At 54.5% G+C, this 18,221-nt stretch carries 17 protein-coding genes; 9 read left to right on the top strand and 8 right to left on the bottom strand.

The window, feature by feature from the left end; genetic code table 11:
- The first annotated feature begins 112 nt into the window (after positions 1-112).
- Both ACT3TF_RS03020 and ydiJ read left to right on the top strand, forming a co-directional pair.
- On the top strand, positions 113-703 hold the full coding sequence (locus ACT3TF_RS03020; protein WP_441684225.1) for a DUF4202 domain-containing protein: 591 nt from the start codon (positions 113-115) through the stop codon (positions 701-703).
- A 112-nt stretch (positions 704-815) separates the two neighbouring features.
- On the top strand, positions 816-3,956 hold the full coding sequence (gene ydiJ / locus ACT3TF_RS03015; RefSeq protein WP_444671542.1) for a D-2-hydroxyglutarate dehydrogenase YdiJ: 3,141 nt from the start codon (positions 816-818) through the stop codon (positions 3,954-3,956).
- Between the two features lie 33 nt (positions 3,957-3,989).
- Here the strand turns inward: ydiJ and trpC are convergent, their stop codons facing one another.
- The 3 genes from trpC to ACT3TF_RS03000 are packed head-to-tail and all read right to left on the bottom strand — an operon-like array spanning position 3,990 to position 6,495.
- The gene (gene trpC, locus ACT3TF_RS03010) at positions 3,990-4,793 is read right to left on the bottom strand and encodes an indole-3-glycerol phosphate synthase TrpC (RefSeq protein ID WP_441684227.1); all 804 of its coding nucleotides are present in this window, start codon (positions 4,791-4,793) and stop codon (positions 3,990-3,992) included.
- Positions 4,794-4,833: 40 nt separating this feature from the next.
- Positions 4,834-5,853 carry an anthranilate phosphoribosyltransferase gene (gene trpD / locus ACT3TF_RS03005; protein ID WP_441684228.1) on the bottom strand — a complete coding sequence of 340 codons (1,020 nt, stop codon included), beginning with the start codon at positions 5,851-5,853 and terminating at the stop codon, positions 4,834-4,836.
- A gap of 36 nt (positions 5,854-5,889) precedes the next feature.
- A complete protein-coding gene (locus tag ACT3TF_RS03000; RefSeq protein WP_096279118.1) occupies positions 5,890-6,495 on the bottom strand; it encodes an anthranilate synthase component II in 606 nt (201 codons plus the stop codon).
- A gap of 322 nt (positions 6,496-6,817) precedes the next feature.
- Between ACT3TF_RS03000 and ACT3TF_RS02995 the strand changes: the two genes are divergently transcribed.
- Positions 6,818-7,732 (top strand): metal ABC transporter substrate-binding protein, encoded by a 915-nt coding sequence (locus tag ACT3TF_RS02995; protein WP_096279116.1) that lies wholly within the window; start codon positions 6,818-6,820, stop codon positions 7,730-7,732.
- A gap of 11 nt (positions 7,733-7,743) precedes the next feature.
- Here the strand turns inward: ACT3TF_RS02995 and trpE are convergent, their stop codons facing one another.
- Entirely contained in the window at positions 7,744-9,231 is a 1,488-nt protein-coding gene (trpE, locus tag ACT3TF_RS02990; RefSeq protein WP_096282324.1) for an anthranilate synthase component I, read from the bottom strand.
- 2 nt (positions 9,232-9,233) lie between these two features.
- Positions 9,234-9,959: a phosphoglycolate phosphatase gene (locus tag ACT3TF_RS02985; protein WP_444671573.1), complete on the bottom strand. Its 726-nt coding sequence runs from the start codon at positions 9,957-9,959 to the stop codon at positions 9,234-9,236.
- 133 nt (positions 9,960-10,092) lie between these two features.
- Between ACT3TF_RS02985 and ACT3TF_RS02980 the strand changes: the two genes are divergently transcribed.
- Entirely contained in the window at positions 10,093-11,391 is a 1,299-nt protein-coding gene (locus ACT3TF_RS02980; RefSeq protein WP_096279112.1) for an NAD(P)/FAD-dependent oxidoreductase, read from the top strand.
- 20 nt (positions 11,392-11,411) lie between these two features.
- On the opposite strand, the gene rpe is transcribed toward ACT3TF_RS02980, so the two are convergent.
- Positions 11,412-12,107, bottom strand: a complete 696-nt coding sequence (gene rpe, locus ACT3TF_RS02975) for a ribulose-phosphate 3-epimerase (RefSeq protein ID WP_441684230.1) — start codon at positions 12,105-12,107, stop codon at positions 11,412-11,414.
- Between the two features lie 252 nt (positions 12,108-12,359).
- Here rpe and cysP point away from each other — a divergent pair, with 252 nt between their 5' ends.
- From cysP to ACT3TF_RS02950, 5 genes are read left to right on the top strand one after another with little or no spacing between them, the layout of a single operon-like run.
- The gene (gene cysP, locus ACT3TF_RS02970) at positions 12,360-13,370 is read left to right on the top strand and encodes a thiosulfate ABC transporter substrate-binding protein CysP (protein ID WP_444671572.1); all 1,011 of its coding nucleotides are present in this window, start codon (positions 12,360-12,362) and stop codon (positions 13,368-13,370) included.
- Between the two features lie 26 nt (positions 13,371-13,396).
- Positions 13,397-14,251 carry a sulfate ABC transporter permease subunit CysT gene (cysT, locus tag ACT3TF_RS02965; RefSeq protein ID WP_444671541.1) on the top strand — a complete coding sequence of 285 codons (855 nt, stop codon included), beginning with the start codon at positions 13,397-13,399 and terminating at the stop codon, positions 14,249-14,251.
- Positions 14,251-15,078, top strand: a complete 828-nt coding sequence (cysW, locus tag ACT3TF_RS02960) for a sulfate ABC transporter permease subunit CysW (protein ID WP_441684231.1) — start codon at positions 14,251-14,253, stop codon at positions 15,076-15,078. The genes cysT and cysW overlap by 1 nt, the downstream gene beginning before the upstream one ends.
- On the top strand, positions 15,075-16,169 hold the full coding sequence (locus ACT3TF_RS02955; RefSeq protein WP_444671540.1) for a sulfate/molybdate ABC transporter ATP-binding protein: 1,095 nt from the start codon (positions 15,075-15,077) through the stop codon (positions 16,167-16,169). Before cysW ends, ACT3TF_RS02955 begins: the two co-directional genes overlap by 4 nt.
- A gap of 60 nt (positions 16,170-16,229) precedes the next feature.
- On the top strand, positions 16,230-16,823 hold the full coding sequence (locus tag ACT3TF_RS02950; RefSeq protein ID WP_444671539.1) for a YajG family lipoprotein: 594 nt from the start codon (positions 16,230-16,232) through the stop codon (positions 16,821-16,823).
- A gap of 41 nt (positions 16,824-16,864) precedes the next feature.
- On the opposite strand, the gene ACT3TF_RS02945 is transcribed toward ACT3TF_RS02950, so the two are convergent.
- Together ACT3TF_RS02945 and ACT3TF_RS02940 are read right to left on the bottom strand one after the other, a co-directional pair.
- Entirely contained in the window at positions 16,865-17,497 is a 633-nt protein-coding gene (locus tag ACT3TF_RS02945) for a thiopurine S-methyltransferase (protein ID WP_441684232.1), read from the bottom strand.
- A 51-nt stretch (positions 17,498-17,548) separates the two neighbouring features.
- Positions 17,549-18,184 carry a TIGR04211 family SH3 domain-containing protein gene (locus ACT3TF_RS02940; protein ID WP_096279096.1) on the bottom strand — a complete coding sequence of 212 codons (636 nt, stop codon included), beginning with the start codon at positions 18,182-18,184 and terminating at the stop codon, positions 17,549-17,551.
- Between the last annotated feature and the right edge of the window lie 37 nt (positions 18,185-18,221).

The raw sequence follows: 18,221 nt of genomic DNA, 5'->3' as shown, positions 1-18,221 counted from the left end.
TCAAGCTTTTCCCACTCTGCCGTTGCGATTGGCGCTGTTTCGCGGCAACCTAATCCCTATCCAATTTAGACGCTATTCAATTTAACCATTCTCTTAGCCGAGCACCGCTGCTATGCCGACTGCTTTTGATCAAACGCTCGCCGCCATTGATGCACTGCATGCGCAAGACCCACGCACCAGCATTCTAGCGGATGGCACGTCAACACCGCAGGAACTGGCCTATGCTCAGCGTATGAGTGGCTGGTTAGATCGCGTACACGACGCTCCTGATAAAGTACTGCGCCTAGCAATACGTGCTCAGCACCTGCAACGCTGGTTAGTACCGCGCGAGCAGTACCCCGAAGGACGTGTAGGCTACCTCACCTGGCGCCGCGACCAAGGTATTCGTGCTGGAGACACTACCGCCCAGCTAATGCACGATACAGGCTTTTCAGCCGAAGACGCCGAGCGAGTCGCCACCATTATTGGCAAAAAAGGCCTGGGACGCGATGCCGATGTGCAGGCATTAGAAGACTGTGCCTGCCTCGTTTTTCTAGAGAATTACTTTGCAGATTTCTCACGCAAGATTGAGCACGAGCATATGGTGCGTATTGTGCAAAAGACTTGGCGAAAAATGTCGCCCCGTGCCCACGCACTGGCCTTAACGCTGCCTATGTCAGACGCCTCGTTAGCACTGGTCAAAGAAGCATTGGGTGCCGAATAAGATGCCTGCAAGAAATTGGGTAAATCATCAGTTAAGATGCAGCTAGGCAGCCGCTGCGGTAAAGTAGCCGACTTCCTTTATTGCACCCCCGGCACTGACGGCTTAATCACCTATGATTGCACCCCTGGACACGCGTTCCGCTCCGTTTGAGCGTTTAGGTAACGCCTATGTACGTTTTCTCGAAGCTCTCAAAACACGCGGCTTTGAAGGCGACATTGCCCCTGATTACGCTCACCGCACGGTATTGGCAACCGACAACTCTATTTACCAGCGCCTGCCCCAGGCAGCGGTTTACCCCAAGCATGCCGAAGATCTAGAGCGCCTAGCCAAACTCGCCGCACAAACAACTCATCGGGGCGTTGTATTGACACCACGTGGGGGCGGCACCGGCACTAACGGCCAGTCACTGACCGACGGCATTGTGGTCGATGTCTCTCGCCACATGAATAAGATCCTTGAAATAGATGCTGAGAACCGCCGGGTGCGCGTACAGGCCGGGGTGGTAAAAGACCAGCTCAATGCCGCTTTAAAACCTTACGGGCTGTTTTTCGCCCCGGAGCTTTCGACCTCCAACCGCGCCACCATCGGCGGTATGATTTCAACGGATGCCAGCGGCCAGGGCAGCTGCGAATACGGTAAAACCCGCCATCACGTATTGCAACTGGATACTGTCTTACTCGGCGGCCAGCACCTGCATAGCCGCCCGCTGAACTCGGACGAAGAGCACAGCGAACGCCAAAAAGAAGGTGTTTTAGGCCGCGTGCATACCACCGCCGCCGCTATTATCGACCAGCAGCGTGATTTGATAGAGGCAAAATTTCCGCCTCTCAATCGCTGCTTAACCGGCTACGACCTGGCCCACCTGCGCGATGACGAAGGCCAACTCAATCTCAACAGCCTGCTATGCGGCTCGGAAGGTTCGCTGGGCTTTCTAAACGAAGCGATGCTGAACGTGCTGCCGATCCCCAAGCACTCCACCCTGGTCAACGTGCGCTATACAAGCTTTATGGATGCCCTGCGGGATGCTAAAGCACTGATGGCGAGTGCCGCACGGCCCACTTCGATTGAAACGGTCGATGATAAAGTGCTCCAGCTCGCCATGGAGGACTTTGTTTGGGATAGCGTGGCCGAGTTTTTCCCTGCCACCGGCAGCATGCCGATTCGCGGCATTAACCTGATTGAATTCAACGACGATGATGAGAAAACTCTCGCCGACCGCGTACGGTTATTTACCGACTATCTAAGCCAAGATCCAACGGTAGAAAGGCTAGGCTTTACCCTGGCAGAAGGACGCGCCCAGATTCAGAAAGTTTACGGCATGCGCAAACGCTCGGTGGGACTGCTGGGCAACGTCCAAGGTGAAAAACGGCCGATTCCGTTCGTGGAAGACACCGCCGTGCCGCCAGAACATTTGGCTGACTTTATCGCCGAATTTCGTGCCGCGCTGGATGCCCGCAATCTCACCTATGGCATGTTCGGCCATGTGGATGCAGGCGTACTTCACGTGCGCCCCGCCATCGACATGAAGGACCCGGAGCAGGAAACGCTGATTCGCGCCGTCTCCGACGAAGTAGCCGCTCTTACCCAAAAATATGGCGGCCTGCTATGGGGTGAACACGGCAAGGGCGTGCGCTCAGAGTACTCGCCTAAGTTCTTTGGCGAGCTCTACCCTAGCCTTCAGCGTGTAAAAGCTGCGTTTGATCCTTACAACCAGCTCAATCCGGGCAAAATCGCGACGCCGTTGTCCTCGGCGTCTGAAGACGTGGGGGCAACGGCCACGCGTGAGCCTAGCCAGCTAATTGCCCGCGAGCGTGACCCAGAGCTGCTGACCATTGATGGCGTGACGACGCGTGGCCAGCTTGACCGCACCATCGATGAGCGAGCATGGCAGGCCTATGACGCCGCGGTATACTGCAACGGCAATGGCGCCTGCTATAACTACGACGTTGACGATCCTATGTGCCCTTCCTGGAAGGCCACTCGGGATCGCCGTCACTCGCCTAAAGGCCGCGCCAGCTTGATTCGCGAATGGCTGCGCTTACAATCCCAGGCGGGCATTGACGTCGTGGAAGAGTCACGCAAGAAAAAGGCCGAAGGCGGCTGGGGATTTATCAAAAGCTTTCCGCGCCGGATGGCCAATAGCCTAAGCCGCAAACAACATCACGACTACTCTCATGAAGTTTACGATGCCATGGCAGGCTGCTTGGCCTGTAAATCGTGCGCAGGACAGTGCCCGATTAAGGTCAATGTTCCCCAGTTCCGCTCGCAGTTTTTAGAAGTTTATCACGGCCGCTATCTGCGCCCGTTGCGCGACTATGTCATCGGCGGCACCGAATTCATGCTGCCCTCTCTGGCCAAAGCCGCTCCGCTGTATAACGCCGTGATCGGACAGCGCTGGATCGAAAAGCTGATGGGCCAACAGCTGGGCATTAGCGATTCGCCAGCGCTTTCACCGTCAAGCGTTAAAAAGCAGCTACGGGCCTGGGGAGTGCCCGAAGCAACGCCCGCAGCGCTTGCCATCCTCACCGAGCAGCAGCGCGCCAACAGCGTGATCATTGTTCAAGATGCCTTTACCACCCATTTTGAAGCCACATTGGTCATGGATATCGTTGAGCTACTCTCGCGGCTTGATCTACGGGTATTCGTAATGCCCTTCTCTGCGAACGGAAAACCCCTTCATGTGCAGGGATTTCTGGGTGCCTTTGAGCGTACCGCAGCCAGACAGGCCAAACGGCTGCGCACATTGGCACGCTTTGACATTCCGATGGTGGGCATTGATCCAGCGATGACCCTGACGTACCGTCAAGAGTATGTGAAAACGTTTGGGGATCAGGCAGTGCCCGATGTAATGATGCTCCAAGAGTGGCTAGTGACTCGCCTTAACACCTTGGCGCCTAACCAGCTAACGCTCACCGACCCGGGCTTTAAGCTGCTATCCCACTGCACCGAGAAAACCAATGCGCCGGCCAGCCCCAAGGCCTGGCAGCAGGTGTTCGCGGCGTTTGGTTTAGAGCTTGAATTGATGGCCACCGGCTGCTGTGGCATGTCCGGCACCTATGGCCATGAAACCCGTAACGTGGCGACCTCAAAGGTTATTTATGCTCAGTCTTGGCAGCCGCAGGTGGAAGAACCGCACAATACAGGCAGGCTGTTAGCGACCGGCTACTCCTGTCGCAGCCAGGTGAAACGTTATTCCAGCCAAACCCTGCGCCACCCGCTTCAAGCGCTGCTTACGCTGTTACGCAGCGCTTAACTGATCGATAGCCAACAGGCTCGGCGCTGAAACTCAGAAGAAAAGAGTCTTCAGCGCCAGGCCTGGGTCACTTGCACGCATAAAAGCCTCACCGACCAAGAAGCCGTTAACGCTATGATCACGCATTAGCTTAACGTCATCGCGGGTATGAATACCCGACTCGGTGATCACCGTGACATGCTCAGGAATCCGCGATAGCAGATCAAGCGTGGTGTTCAGGCTAGTTTCAAACGTATGCAAATTGCGATTATTAATGCCTATCAGTTTCAGGTCGAGCGCCAGGGCGCGCGTCAGCTCATCGGCATCATGCACTTCCACCAGCACATCCATCCCTAGCTGGTTGGCCTGCTGATGCAGATCGCGTAGCTGACTATCATCTAACGCAGCAACAATCAGCAAAATGCAGTCTGCACCAATTGAGCGAGCCTCTGACACCTGATAGCCGTGAGTAATAAAGTCTTTGCGAATCACCGGCAGTGAGCAGACATCACGAGCGGCAATCAGATAGTCTTCATGGCCCTGGAAAAAATCAGCATCGGTGAGCACGGAAAGGCATGCTGCACCCGCCTGCGCATAGCTTTTAGCAATATCCGAAGGATGAAATTCTTCACGAATCACGCCTTTTGAGGGCGAGGCTTTTTTCACCTCAGCGATAATGGCCGGGTCGCCTGTCGCAATGCGCGCATTGAGAGCGTTAATAAAACCGCGCGGTGCGCTTTGCTGCTCACCTAGCGCTAGCAGATCCTGTTCTGAAACTGCTTGACGGCGCTCAGCCACCTCTTGGTCTTTACGGGCCAGAATGCGCGTTAAAATAGTCGGCGTTGCCTGTTGAGTCATGGTGATCTCTTCGTGTTTAAAGCTTATCTTGTTTAAGAGCCTACGGCTTAAAAACGCTGGTAAAGTGCGAAAGCTCTTTAAGCTTCTCAAGCGGCAGTTTGGACGCTTGTGCATCCTGGGCCACCATTACGCCTTCTTTTAACGTGTCCGCCACCCCAGAACAATAAAGCGCTGCACCGGCGTTCAGCGCGACGATATCCGCAGCGGCGCCCTCACCGGCCAAGGCTGCTTTAACTAAGCGCAGGCTATCTTCTGCATTGTTGGCTTTAAGCGTGGCAAGGCTCTGACGCTCAATGCCCAGTTCTTCGGGTGTCACCGTATATTGGCTAATTTCGCCATCTTTGAGCTCCGCAACCAGAGTGGGGCTCGCCAGCGAAATCTCATCCAAGCCATCTTCTGAATGCACCACCATAACGTGTCGGCTGCCCAGCGTTTTAAGCACTTCGGCCATTAGCGGCACAAGTTCGGGAGCGTAAACGCCTAGTACCTGATTAGGCGCACCGGCGGGGTTCGTTAACGGACCTAAAATATTAAACAACGTGCGAACGCCCATCTCGCGGCGAGGCCCAATAGCGTAACGCATAGCCGGATGATGGTTAGGTGCAAACATAAAGCCTACCCCCACCTGCTCGATGCAGCGCGCTACCTGCTGGGACTTAAGATCAAGATAAATGCCCGCCACGTCGAACAGATCAGCACTGCCAGACGATGATGAGACGCTGCGGTTACCGTGTTTGGCCACATGAGCACCCGCTGCGGCGGCGACAAAGCTAGCAGCGGTCGAAACGTTAAACAAATTGGCACCATCGCCGCCAGTCCCCACTATATCTACCACGTTATCAACGTTCAGCTCGACACGTTTCATTAGCTCGCGCATTACCTGGGCAGCGGCGCTAATCTCTAGCGCGCTTTCGCCTTTCATGGCTAACCCCATCAGCAAGGCGCCAATTTGCGCATCGCTGGCATCGCCGGTCATGATTTGGCGCATCAAAGCATGCATGGTGTCGAAAGAGAGGTTTTCGCGGCGCATTACCGCATTAATCGCATCGCGCATTTGCATGAGCAGAGGGGCCTCTAAAGCGTGTGAAACCGGCAATCAGCCGCGTTTTAAAAAATTGGCCAACAGCTCATGACCTTGGCGGGTAAGAATCGATTCGGGGTGAAACTGCACCCCCTCGATATCCAGCTCACGATGGCGCAGCCCCATGACTAAATCCGGCGTGACATCATCATCGCCTGTCCAGGCAGTCACTTCTAAACAATCGGGTAGGCTCGTTTTATCGACCACCAAAGAATGATAGCGGGTCACTTGCACGGGGTTCTCCAGCCCTTCAAAAACGCCGTGATTATCGTGCCATACGTCTGACGTTTTGCCGTGCATAACCTGCGGGGCACGAACCACTTTACCGCCATAGACTTGGCCAATGGCCTGATGACCAAGGCAAACGCCTAAAATAGGCAGCTTGCCGGCAAAGTGTTCAATCGCCGCCATGGAAATACCTGCTTCATTGGGCGTACAGGGGCCGGGCGACACCACTAGGTGCGTAGGCGCCAGCGCTTCAATCTGCTCAATGCTGATTTCGTCATTACGATGGGTGATCACTTCAGCACCCAGCTCTCCCAAATACTGCACGATGTTAAACGTGAAGCTATCGTAATTATCGATCATTAAGACTTTTTGCACTGACTGTCCTTTCGCCATTGCCCCGCTTACTCCCTCGCCTTATGAAACTGCTAATAAAAACGTTGGACTCGATGATACCGCAACCAAGCACTTCCTTGCAGGGGTTAAGTGTGGCCCTTCATCAACAGTGCTTGAAAAGAATAAACCGTTCCGTTCAGTATAATGCACGCTATGCTTAGGAATGGACCATTTTTCAGACTAATGGCTCCTTTCTCTCTACATAGGCCGCTGCATTGGAACTGGCAACGGGCCACCGCAGTCTTTATTATCTGCCATCTTTTTTCGCTAGTTTTTAAGTTGGTTTTTCAAGTTCGTTCTTCAAGTTCGTTAGGAGCGTGGGATGTTAAAGCGGGTTACCTGGATGAGTGCGCTCTTGTGCGCTGCGGTGTTAAGCGCTGCGCCAGCCTATGCCAACCCCACAATAAGCGTTATTGCCTCGTTTTCTGTCATGCAAGACCTGGTTAAACGAGTCGCCGGTGATACGGTTAGCGTCAACGTGATTGTACCTGCAGAAGAAGATGTTCACCGCTGGGAGCTAACGCCGCCCAACGTGCTCGATATGGAAGATATCGATATCGTGTTTTATAACGGACTGGGGTTAGAGCCCTGGATGCACCATGTTGAGGCGATGTCAGGTGACCGTCTCACGTTAATAGAGGTAGCCGCTCAAGCGGATTACGCGCCGATAACGATCTCTACCGGGCTGCATAAAGGCGAGCCAGACCCCCATATGTGGATGGACCCTCAAGGCGCTGCCGCCTACATTGATGTCATTGCTGACGTGCTGGCCGAACATCTGCCCGACCAGGCCGATGCGTTTTATGCGCGCGCCGAAGAAGCAAAGAAAGCGCTCTCGATCATTGATCAGGCGGTGAAAGAGCGCCTTGATGGGATTCCGCAGATTAATCGCACGCTGGTTACTAGTGAGGCGGGCTTTGGCTACTTTGCACGCGCTTACGCATTTCAGGCGTTTGGGGTATGGGGAGTGAATCATGAGACTCAAGGCAGCGCGCTGGCGATGGCTAAGATGAGCGAGTATCTTGCCGAAAAACGTCCCTTAGCGCTGTTCTACGAGAGCACCACCTCGCAGATACACATGGATGCCTTGTCACGCGAAACATCACTCCCTCTAGCAGGCCCCTTGTACGTCGATGCACTAAGCAATACCGATGGCCCGGCAGCTAACTACTCAGCCATGCTGCGCCACAATGCGGAAGTGCTGCATACCGCGTTAGGAGGCGCAACGGCCGAGTAATCGACCCAGAGTTAAAGGTTGTCTAAACCACGCTCAGCCATGGCCACTGCACTGAAAATCGCGCGTCCCTTATTAAGCGTCTCCTGCCACTCCATTTCAGGAACTGAGTCAGCTACAATGCCCGCCCCGGCCTGAACATGCAGCTGGCCGTCTTTAATCACCGCGGTACGGATGGCGATCGCAGTATCCATATTGCCATGCCAAGACAAATATCCTACCGCTCCGGAATAAATACCCCGTTTAACCGGCTCAACCTCATCGATAATTTCTAATGCGCGAATTTTAGGCGCCCCGGAAACCGTGCCAGCGGGGAAAGTGGCACGAAGCGCGTCCATCGCCGTCAGGCCCGGCTTCAGCTGTCCGGTCACGTTGGAAACGATATGCATCACGTGAGAATAACGTTCTACAACCATCTGGTCGGTGACTTCAACGCTACCGGTTTGGCAAATTCTACCGACGTCATTGCGCCCTAGATCAATCAGCATGAGGTGTTCCGCGAGTTCTTTAGGGTCCGCCAGTAGCTCTGCTTCTAAGGCATCGTCCTCTTCCTCATTTTTGCCACGCTTGCGAGTACCGGCAATCGGTCGTACGGTCACCTCACCGTCTTCCATCCGGGTTAGGATTTCCGGTGACGAGCCCACTACGTGATGATCGCCCAAGTTAAAGAAAAACATGTAGGGCGATGGATTCAGGCTGCGCAGCGCGCGATACAGATCGAGCGGTGATGCCTGATAAGGAATCGACATACGCTGGGAAGGCACGCACTGCATGATGTCCCCTGCCAGCACGTACTCTTTGATTTTATCAACGGCGGCTTTAAAGCCGTCTTCGGTAAAGCCTGAGTTAAAGTCACTCTCCTGCACGGGCTGTCGGTCGCTGCCGGCATTGTTGGGGCTGATGTGCGCTTCGCGCAGGCGGATCTCAACATGTTTCAAATGCGCTTGAGCGCGCTCTAAGGCATCTGGCTTGGCAGGATCAACGTGGGTCCAGATCGTTAGTCGACCGGAAAGATTGTCGAATACCACAAAGTCATTGCACACCATGAGCAGAATATCTGGCACGTTCAGCGGGTCAGGCTTATCTGCGCCGCCGCGCAGGCGCGGTTCGATATAGCGAATAGTGTCGTAGCCAAAGTAACCGACTAGCCCGCCGTCGAAACGCGGCTGATCATCTAATTTGGGGACTTTGAAACGACTCTGGAATGTTTCAATCCACGCGAGGGGATCGTCCACTTCAGTGACCCCAGCGGCTTCACCCTCTTTAATATGGTGCACCGTAAAACCACGTACTTCGATACGCTCATGGCTAGGCAGCCCAATCATGGAGTAGCGGCCCCACTTTTCACCACCCTGCACGGACTCAAATAAGAACGTCCAGGGCGTATTGGCGAGCTTTAAATAGGTCGATAGCGGCGTATCTAAATCTGCCAGCACATCACGCGAAACAGGGATTCGGTTGTAGCCTGCCTGGCTAAGCTCTTGAAAACGTTCCGGGGTCATCATTAAGCGGTCCTTGTCGCATGGGGTGCAGTCATCAGCAATTCGGTTAGCGAACTGACTATCAGATCGGGGTGACTGTGTTCAATCGGCTCGCCATGATTATAACCATAGGGCAGCGCAAGCGTCGTAAAGCCCGCTGCTTTACCAGCAGCCACATCATGGCGCGAGTCGCCAACCATCACACACTCAGAAGGGGATATTTGACACCTATCAGCAGCGTGCAGCAGCGGCAACGGGTGGGGTTTCTTTTCTGCCAGCGAATCACCGCCAATCCAAAGCGTGAAATAATCGATTAGCTTGAAATGGTTGAGTAGCGGTTCAATAAAGCGCTCAGGCTTATTAGTGATTAATACCAGTGTCATGCCGTGCTGATGCAGCGCCTGGAGCGTTTGGACAACTCCCGGATAAAGCGTCGTGAGGGCATTGGGCGCGGCGCCATAATGCTTCATAAAAGCCTCATACGCGCACGTTTCAAGCGCTGGCTCTGCCGCCTCTTCCCGCGCCCAGGCCAAAGCTCGCTGCACTAATACAGGCGCCCCGTTACCCACCCAGTTGCGCACCTGGTCTTCACTCGGTTCACGCAGCCCTAACTCACGCAAGGTAAGCATGACAGCGACAGCAAGATCCGGCACGGAATCAATCAACGTGCCATCCAGGTCGAACGCAATCAGTCGCTTGCCCTGTAGCACTGAATGTAATGCCGAGTGTCGTATTGAATGCACCTTGATTGCCCTCTCACTTCATTCGCTGCTGAAAAATCTTTCGTTAGCCACCCATCTTACCCGCTCTAGGCCAACTTTCGCATTAGTCAGAAGCTGAAGAAACTTCTATGCTATGGCTAATTTAGCCATGGAGGTAATAATGACCACTCCCACCATTGTGATTGTCGGCGGCGGCGCGGGCGGCTTAGCCCTCGCCACACGCTTAGGACGTACCTTAGGTAAGCGAAAACGCGCAGAAATTGTGTTGCTAGATCGCGATACCACACATGTTTGGAAGCCGCTGCTCCATGAGCTGGCTACCGGCGTGCTTAATTCCAGCATGGACGAGGTGGACTATCGCGGGCATTCGTCTGCCCACTTTTATCGCTATCAACGGGGCTCATTAACGGGCATAAACCGAGAGGAACGACGGCTGCAGCTAGCGCCGATTCAGGATGAGCACGGCCTTGAAGTATTGCCCGCCAGGGAGCTCTCGTATGACTATTTAGTGATGGCGCTGGGCAGCATTTCAAACGACTTCGGCACCCCCGGCGTTGCTGAGCACTGCCACTTTATCGATTCGCCGCAGCAGGCTAAAGCCTTCCAGCGCGACATGATCAACACCTTTTTGCGCTACACCGACCCGACGCTGCGCCAGCATACTCAGCTAACCATCGGCATCGTCGGCGGTGGCGCAACCGGGGTTGAACTCGCAGCGGAGCTGTTTGATGCCTCGCGCATGTTGAATGCCTACGGCGTCACGTCATTAGATCATCAGACAATCAGCGTTCACTTATTGGAAGCGGCGCCGCGCTTGCTGCCAGGCCTTGCTGAGCGAATCAGCCAGACGGTTAAAACTGAGCTTGAAAGCATGGGGGTGACCGTTCACACCAACACCGCCATTAAAGAAGCCCAGGCGCACCAGCTGGTAACCAATGACGGCGAAGTGATCGAAACGGATATCAATGTGTGGGCAGCCGGCATCAAAGCACCGCCCTTCCTGGCGGAGCTAGGATTAACGACCAACACTAAAAATCAAATCAACGTAGCCACCACGTTACAAAGCGTCGATGACGAGAGAATCTTTGCTCTGGGCGACTGCGCAAGCTGCCCGATGGGTGAAAGCGGTACCGTGCCACCCCGTGCACAGGCGGCCCACCAGCAGGCAACGCTACTTGCCAAAAATCTGGCCAATCACTTAGCAGGCAAGCCGCTTGCTGACTTCCGCTACCGTGACCATGGCTCGCTGGTATCACTTGCGCGCTACGACGCGGTGGGCAATTTAATGCGCAGCTCAGCCTCCAAAGGATTGTTTTTAGAAGGCTGGCTGGCTCGTCAGGCATACGCCTCGCTGTACCGCATGCACCAGCTGTCTATTCACGGGGCGCCGAAAACAGGACTGTCTTGGCTAGTAGACAAACTCAATCGCTATTTAAAACCGCGCATGAAGCTGCACTAAACACCCCGCTATTTTGTCGATTACGCCTTTGCCAGCGCTGCGCGCAGCTGTTTGATAACCGTATTGTAGCCGTGCGGATCGCTGGCCTGGTGAGCACTGAAGATAGCTGATCCGGCAACAAAGGTATCGGCGCCGGCGGCGGCAATATCGGCAATGTTGTCTACCTTCACACCACCATCGATCTCCAAACGCATGGCATAGGGAGAGGCATCGATGCGCGCCCGCGCTTCGCGCAGCTTATCCAGCGTTCCAGGGATAAAGGACTGGCCACCAAAGCCTGGATTGACGCTCATTAGCAGCACCATATCGACTTTATCCATCACGTAATCGAGGTAGGAAAGCGGCGTGGCCGGATTAAATACCAGACCCGCCTTACATCCACCGTCACGGATTAGCTGCAGCGAGCGGTCCACGTGCTCAGAAGCTTCCGGATGAAAGGTAATGTAGCTGGCACCCGCTTCGATAAAATCATTAATCATACGATCGACCGGCTTGACCATTAAATGCACATCAATAGGCGCCGTCACGCCGTGCTTACGCAGCGCTTTACACACCATGGGCCCAATGGTCAGATTGGGCACGTAGTGATTGTCCATCACGTCAAAGTGAACCACATCCGCACCGGCAGCCAGTACGTTATCCACTTCCTCACCCAGCCGGGCAAAATTAGCCGATAAAATAGAAGGGGCAATTAAAAAATCCTGCGCAGCGGTCATATTCCAATCCTGCTTATTAATCAGTAGACGAGATTAGCTCCCGAATGCCTGTGGGCACAGGCAAGAAAGCATAGCCAGCGACCTATCTTACCAGAGCCAAACCCAAGCCACTTACTAAGCAGCAGCATAGGCCGCCAAGCATATATTCTTAAATAGAATATAAAGCATGATTGTAATTCCACATTGATAGATTTAATCTTGCCAATATTGCGCTGCTAAGCGCCTACCGCTCGAAGGAGTTTGTCCATGTCCATGTCAATGCCAACCATTTTCAGCCGCAGCCTGATTGCCATCGCGCTAGGCGTTACCGTGAGTGGTGCTGCGGCAGCGCAAGAGCGTGAACTGCTTAACTCATCGTTCGATGTGGCTCGAGAACTGTTTGCCGCCATCAATCCAGAGTTTCAAGCGAAGTGGCAAGAAGAGCACGGCGAAGAAATTGAGATTAGCCAGTCGCACGGCGGCTCTTCTGCCCAGGCTCGTGCCATTCTGCAAGGTTTACGCGCCGATGTGGTCACATTTAACCAAGTAACCGATGTTCAGGTGCTCGCGGATGCCGGGCTCGTTGCAGAAGATTGGCAGCAGGCCTTCGAAAACAATGCGTCACCCTATTACTCAACGACGGCTTTCCTGGTCCGCAAAGGCAATCCAAAAGGGATTGAAAGCTGGGACGATTTGGTAAAAGAAGATGTATCAATGGTCTTTCCGAACCCCAAAACGTCCGGCAATGGTCGCTACACTTATTTAGCGGCATGGGGGTTTGCCGATAAAGAGTTTGATGGCGATGAACAACAGATTGAAGATTTCATGCGCACGTTCTTAGCCAATGTCGCCGTATTTGATACCGGCGGTCGTGGCGCAACCACTAGCTTTATCGAACGCGACATTGGCGATGTGCTAATTAGCTTCGAGTCTGAGGTCAACAATATTCGGCGTGAATATGGCAGCGACGATTACGAAGTGATCGTACCGCCGATCAGCGTTTTAGCTGAATTTCCTGTCGCCGTGGTAGAAGAAAACGCCGAGCGTAATGGCAACAGCGACTTAGCGCAAAGCTACTTGGACTATCTTTACACTGAAGAGGCTCAGCGCCTGCTAGCGGGCTTCAACTACCGCGTGCATAACGAGACCGTGGTAGAAGAATTCGCTGATCAATTCCCAGAAATTGAGTTATTAAAAGTAGAAGACGTGTTTGGTAGCTGGGATGACGTTATGGGCACTCACTTTGGTAGTGGTGGCATTCTTGACCAGTTACAGCGTCGCTAATAACTCTCTATGAGTAAGCCTCAACTATGAGTCAACTCGCATCTTGGCGAACCGGTAGCACACGCGTGCTGCCGGGCTTTGGCCTGTCTATGGGTATCAGCGTGCTGTTTATATCGCTGGTGCTAATGCTACCGATTACCGGTCTGTTCGGCCAGTTAGCGAAGCTTAGCCTTGCCGAGTACTGGGCCATCATTACGGAAGGTCGCGTGGTGGCAAGCTACATGGTCACCATTGGCGCAGCTGCAGTGGCGGCGCTGATTAACGCCGTGTTTGGGCTGTTACTAGCATGGGTGCTGGTGCGCTATGAGTTTCCCGGCAAGCGCTTACTAGACGCGCTGATGGATCTGCCCTTTGCGCTACCGACGGCCGTTGCCGGCATTACGCTGGCCACGCTTTACGCCAGCAGCGGTTGGATGGGCCGATTACTCGAGCCACTGGGCTTGCAAGTCGCCTACACCTGGGTAGGCATTGCGCTCGCCATGGCATTTACCAGTATTCCGTTTGTTGTTCGTACCGTACAGCCAGTGCTGGAAGATCTGCCCATTGAAGTCGATGAAGCTGCTATGTCGCTGGGTGCAACCGATGCGGTCGCCTTTCGTCGCGTCATCATGCCCCACCTTTGGCCTGCGTTAGTCACCGGCACAGGGCTCGCCTTTGTGCGCTCGCTAGGCGAGTTCGGTGCCATTATCTTTATCGCTGGCAATATGCCTTACGAAACAGAAATCACCGCGCTGATGATCTTCGTCAAACTGCAAGAATATGATTACGCAGGCGCATCAGCGATTGCGTCAGTGGTGCTATTTGTATCGCTGGCCCTGCTGCTGGCTATTAATATTTGGCAGGGCCGTTTTGTGCGCCGCCTGCACGGAGGTAAAGGGTAATGCGTCGAATTGGGGATTCGCCATTTATCCGGCGCCTGCTAGTGGGTGCAGCCCTACTGCTATCAGCGCTTTTTTTGCTATTGCCACTGATTGCCATTTTTGCCCAGGCGTTTTCGCAAGGCGTGATGGTGTTCTGGGCGAATGTCGGTAACACCTTCACCTTGCATGCGATTGGCCTCACTCTGATGATTGCGCTGTTAACCATTCCAGTCTGCCTAGTGTTTGGGGTTGCGCTGGCCTGGCTGGTCACTCGGTTCAGCTTTCCTGGGCGGCGCATTCTGCAAACGTTAATCGACATTCCCTTTGCAGTATCGCCAGTGGTCGCCGGGCTTATTTATCTGCTGCTTTATGGCCGCAACGGTTGGATCGGTAGCTGGCTCGATACTCACGACATTCAATTGATGTTCGCGTGGCCCGGCATTTTGATGGTGACCATTTTTGTCACCTGCCCGTTCGTTGCCCGAGAGCTTATTCCACTCATGCAGGCGCAGGGCTCTCGTGAAGAAGAGGCGGCCGTCACGCTTGGTGCTTCAGGTTGGACCACCTTTCGCCGCGTCACACTACCCAATATTCGCTGGGCGCTGCTTTACGGCGTCATTCTTACCAACGCCCGTGCAGTCGGCGAATTTGGGGCCGTCTCCGTGGTCTCAGGCGCTATTCGTGGCAAAACGAATACCCTGCCACTGCATCTTGAGCAGCTCTATCAAGATTACAACGCCGTGGGCGCATTTGCCTGCGCAGCGTTACTCGCATTCATTGCCCTACTCACGCTCGCGGCCAAGGCTGGGCTGGAATGGCGCGCATCGCGCCGGGAGGCATTTGCATGAGCATCCGTTTACATAATATTGCCAAGCATTTCGGCAGCACCCAGGCCCTAGAACCTATCAATTTAGATATTCATGAAGGCGAACTGGTCGGCCTACTGGGACCATCAGGGTCAGGCAAAACCACCTTGCTGCGCATTATTGCGGGCTTGGAAAATGCCGATCATTCTGCACAGCCGGGTAAAATTTTGTTTGGCGACCGCGACGTGACGAATGTACATGTGCGCGATCGGCGCATCGGCTTCGTGTTTCAGCACTATGCGCTGTTTCGCCATATGAGCGTGTATGACAACGTCGCGTTTGGGCTTACCGTTCTGCCGCGCAAACGCCGCCCTAGCAGCGTCGAGATTCGCGCCCGGGCGTTTAGATTGCTGGAAATGGTCAAATTGGAGCATCTAGCAAATCGCTACCCTGCGCAGCTTTCAGGTGGTCAGCAGCAGCGCGTTTCGCTGGCTCGCGCCCTGGCGGTCGAGCCTGAGGTGCTGCTATTGGATGAGCCGTTTGGCGCCCTAGATGCCAAGGTGCGCCAAGAACTTCGTCGCTGGCTGCGCCATTTGCACGATGAACTCAACTTCACCAGCGTATTTGTGACCCACGATCGGGAAGAAGCGTTGGAGTTGTCTGACCGCGTCGTGGTCATGAGCAACGGCCGTATCGAGCAGATTGATACGCCTGATGAGCTTTACCGCGCCCCCAAGAATCGCTTTGTGTTTGAGTTCCTGGGCGACGTCAATCACCTAGAAGGTAACGTCAGCAATGGCGTATTAACCTGCGGCGACGCCTATTGGCACGTTGACCTGCCGGATGGACATGAGGAACTACTGCTACGACCCCACGAAGTGCGCCTAACCGAGCAGCCCACATCAGAAAGCCACCTGCCGGTCACCATCACTGCGATTTCGCCCGTCGGGGCTGAAGTGCGCGTAGAGCTAGAGGCAGATTGGCTAGCCCAACCATGGCTGGCCACCGTGCGTCATACTGACTTTGAGCACTTGGCATTGCGCCGCGGGCAGCGCTTATTCGCCCATCCGCGCCACTGGCGACGCTTCCCTAAGGTGGCGTTGAATACAGCGGCACAAACACACCTAGCTTGAGCATACCCCCAACGCTCAGGGCGCGTTATACTGGTATTTTAGCCACCGTGGAGGAAGACCATGCTTCGGCGTCAATTTATACGCATGTCAGGTGTACTGCTTGCCAGTGCATGGCTAGCTGGCTGTGCTAGCCCGCAATATTTGCAGCTCAGCCCTGAGCGCAACGCCGATGTGCCGCAAACTGGCTCAGGCCAACAGGTCACGGTGATTGCTCAGGATGGACGCGACAGCGACATTATCGGCAATCGTGCCGGCGGCAATATGTCGACGGCGCAGATTACGGTTAGTAGCCACGAGCTGATTCCGCGTTTGCAGGAAGAGGCCGAGCGCGCCGTGCGTGACATGGGCTTTAACCCGACCACCGAGCCGGCCAACGGGCGCCCAAGCCTAACGCTAGAACTGGCCAACCTGAACTACGCCCGAGGCGAGAGCGGCCAGCCGTTAGTCGATGAAGCGCGTCTGGAAGGCGTATTTCGCGCTATCGCGAAAAACAAGGGCACCACCTACACCGGCACCTATACATCACGCCGCACCCAGGGGTACGCGCTTAAGCCTGACGCCGACAGCAATGCGCGCATGCTGAGCGACCTACTCAGTGATGGAATGAATCGTGCCTTTAGCGACCCTGAGCTAGGTCGACTGCTGGCTCGCTAATCTGCTTATCTTGCCTAGCGTTATTGATACGGGCCACGCTGCTATAGGCGTGGCCCGCGTCGTTCTAGCGCCCATATACTTTCTGTTCGACCACGCTCATCCGGGCTACCTTCCTCCAAAAACGTTAGCGTGAAGTTAGCTTTGAACAGGTTTTCAATCTCGCTGGCCGGCACACTGTAGGGTGGCCCAGCCCCCTCTTCGCTGTGTGACAAACTAATCAACAGGCCTTTGGCACCTGGCGGCACCAATTGAGCAAGATGAAACGCATAGCGCTGACGCGTCGCTGGCGGCAGTGCAATCAGCGAAGCGCGATCATAAAACGCCCCAATCTCAGCAGCCTGTTGAATGTGCAGATGAAAGAAGTCGCCACACCATAGTTCGACACTGCCTTGCCGGGAAACGGTAAAACCCGCCTGGCTATAGCGTGATACCGCAGTGCTGCGCTGTAGCAAAAACTGTTCGATAGCCTCGGGCGCAAACTCAACACCCAGCACTGAATGACCTATATCGGCCAACCAGCGCATATCGACACTCTTACCACACAGCGGCACCAGCACTTTAGTGTCGACATCAACATCCAGCGAGGCCCAATGACGCAGCAACGCCGGATGCGCTTGCTGCAGATGAAAACCAATACGCCCTTCCTGCCAGCGCTTGCGCCATTGCTCGCTCATTATCTAGCCGCCTTGCTGCTTGTGATCACTCAAACGCTTATCCGTAGCGAATTAGAACCAGCGGTCACGCTTTTTACGCCGACGCGGCAAGTGTGGAACAATCAGGCCCACCAGCAAGCCCGCGCCCGCCACACCGCCGCCATACATAAAGTAGCGCATCAGAAGGTCTTCTTCCTGCGTTTCTAAGCGGGCCTGAAGCCCCCTTACCTGCTGGCGAGACGTTTCTGATTGGCTATCGAGCTCTTGATTGCTGGCTTCAAGCTCCGCAATCCTACGCTCACGCACGTCTAGCGTTTCAGTCATTGAAGAAACTCGCTGCTCCCAGGTGTCATTAATGCCATCGAGTTCAGCGGTTAATTCTTCTACCTGCGACTCTAACGCGGGCAACTGTTCGACCGCACTGGGGGTTTGCTGAAGCTCATCGCTCAACACCCAAACCGCATTGCCATCACCGTTGCGAACCCGCGTGTAATTGCCGCTGGTCTCCAGCACATCGACCTGTTCACCGGCATTAAGCGTACCAATAATGCGGTAGCCATCGGTCGGACCGCTACGCACGTAGGTGCTAAGCTCATCGGTTACCCACGCCTGATTATCAGACTGGGCAGTAGCATTAATACTCGCCACACTGAGCAAAACACCGGCCGCAGCGGCGTAATAATGAATACGAATTTTATTTACGTGCATGACATCATGTCCTAGTTAAAAACGCTGCGAGGCGGAC

It is taken from the genome of Halomonas sp. AOP25-F1-15 (assembly GCF_052378675.1).
Taxonomy (GTDB): domain Bacteria; phylum Pseudomonadota; class Gammaproteobacteria; order Pseudomonadales; family Halomonadaceae; genus Vreelandella; species Vreelandella casei.
This window is presented reverse-complemented; position numbering and strand designations above follow the sequence as displayed.